This is a genomic window from Salinisphaera sp. G21_0 (genome assembly GCF_017744115.1).
Lineage (GTDB): Bacteria > Pseudomonadota > Gammaproteobacteria > Pseudomonadales > Endozoicomonadaceae > Endozoicomonas.
Map to the genome: position 1 here is coordinate 1 of NZ_JAGHQW010000179.1, position 1,156 is coordinate 1,156.

General features: G+C 44.9%; 2 protein-coding genes. Both read right to left on the reverse strand.

The features are described from left to right. Positions 1-110 precede the first annotated feature (110 nt). The gene (locus tag J7439_RS25525; RefSeq protein WP_209204868.1) at positions 111-740 is read right to left on the reverse strand and encodes a hypothetical protein; all 630 of its coding nucleotides are present in this window, start codon (positions 738-740) and stop codon (positions 111-113) included. A 96-nt stretch (positions 741-836) separates the two neighbouring features. Then, positions 837-1,156 (reverse strand): hypothetical protein (locus tag J7439_RS25530; RefSeq protein ID WP_209204869.1); only part of this gene is annotated, 320 nt, incomplete at its 5' end.

The following is a 1,156-nucleotide window of genomic DNA, read 5'->3' on the forward strand; positions in this document are numbered from 1 at the left end:
CTGCTGACTGGTTAATAACGCTATAGCATTAAGAAGATCTTGAAACTGTTGGGACTGCATAACAGAGTCTCGCGTAGCAGGGGCTTACGACAGTTTAGACCCATCAACCCTTAAGGGAAACATAGCCAACAAAACCTGTCTTCCGGAGCATCGCGTTCAAAGTTCTGTTTAATCGATTCTAAATGAGCCTGTTGAGAAAGTGCCTTCTCCAACTGCACTTTTGGAACATCCTTGAGCTGGCGATACAAACCTTTCAACACATCAATCTTTACAGATTTATCAAGTTGCTGATGACCTGTAATAACCGATGGGTCTGCGCGTAAAAGCCCTGCCAATTCCAGAAAGAGCTCGTCATCAAACGGTTCTTTAGTTTCAAGAAAATCCAATTGTTTCCCGAGAGAAGGTGGGCAGTGAGGCATTGAGCTACGTAGCAACATTATCTGAAGAGCATTAGAAACCACACTAAACCCTTTTTGCAATGACAGCTGACACTCCACCAGTTTATGCACAGGGAGTCGCATGCCACTATCGGGGCTTGCCTGAACAGTCGCCGATCTCGTTTTAGTAACTGGAGCCGAGGGTTGGTATGCCGTGCCCGGAGAATGATAGGAAGAAGCATCATGGGGAGAAGGGTTGTGAGTCGCAGTGCGGCCGAGCCAACTGCCAGAATCAGAAGGTGCCGAATCAAGAGCCGCTCCCAGATCATTTTTCTGGGCATGTATTGGATTTCCAGAAATCATTAATGATACTTCCGTTAGTGCATTTATAGGTTTTTTTGGAGTGTGTGGCCGTTAAAAAGTTTCATTTATAGCTCAAATTACGCACCATGCTGAAAATCAGCCATTATTGGTGGCATGAAAAACGGTCTCATAGAACTCTTCAAGCCAGTCATGGTGGTTGTTGACCCGTTCTGACCCGGTCGCAGATAAATCAAAATCCGGCGACAATAAATCCGATTCCCAAATGTCAATGTCAATTCCGTTCAGCCCAAAAGGGTCTTCTTTTCTGCATTCCAAGGCTGAATGCCAGGCGTTTTGTGTCTGTTTATCCACATCATAATGGTTGATCTTTTGGAGAACACTCATTAACTGCGGAAGTATCATCTCTTTCCGATAGGGTTCCAATAGTTCAAGTTCTCTATTCCCCAATATCGGAA

Bases quoted from the DNA above. Each gene is read 5' to 3' on its own strand.
- J7439_RS25525 (WP_209204868.1), bottom strand. From the start codon at position 740: ATGATTTCTGGAAATCCAATACATGCCCAGAAAAATGATCTGGGAGCG.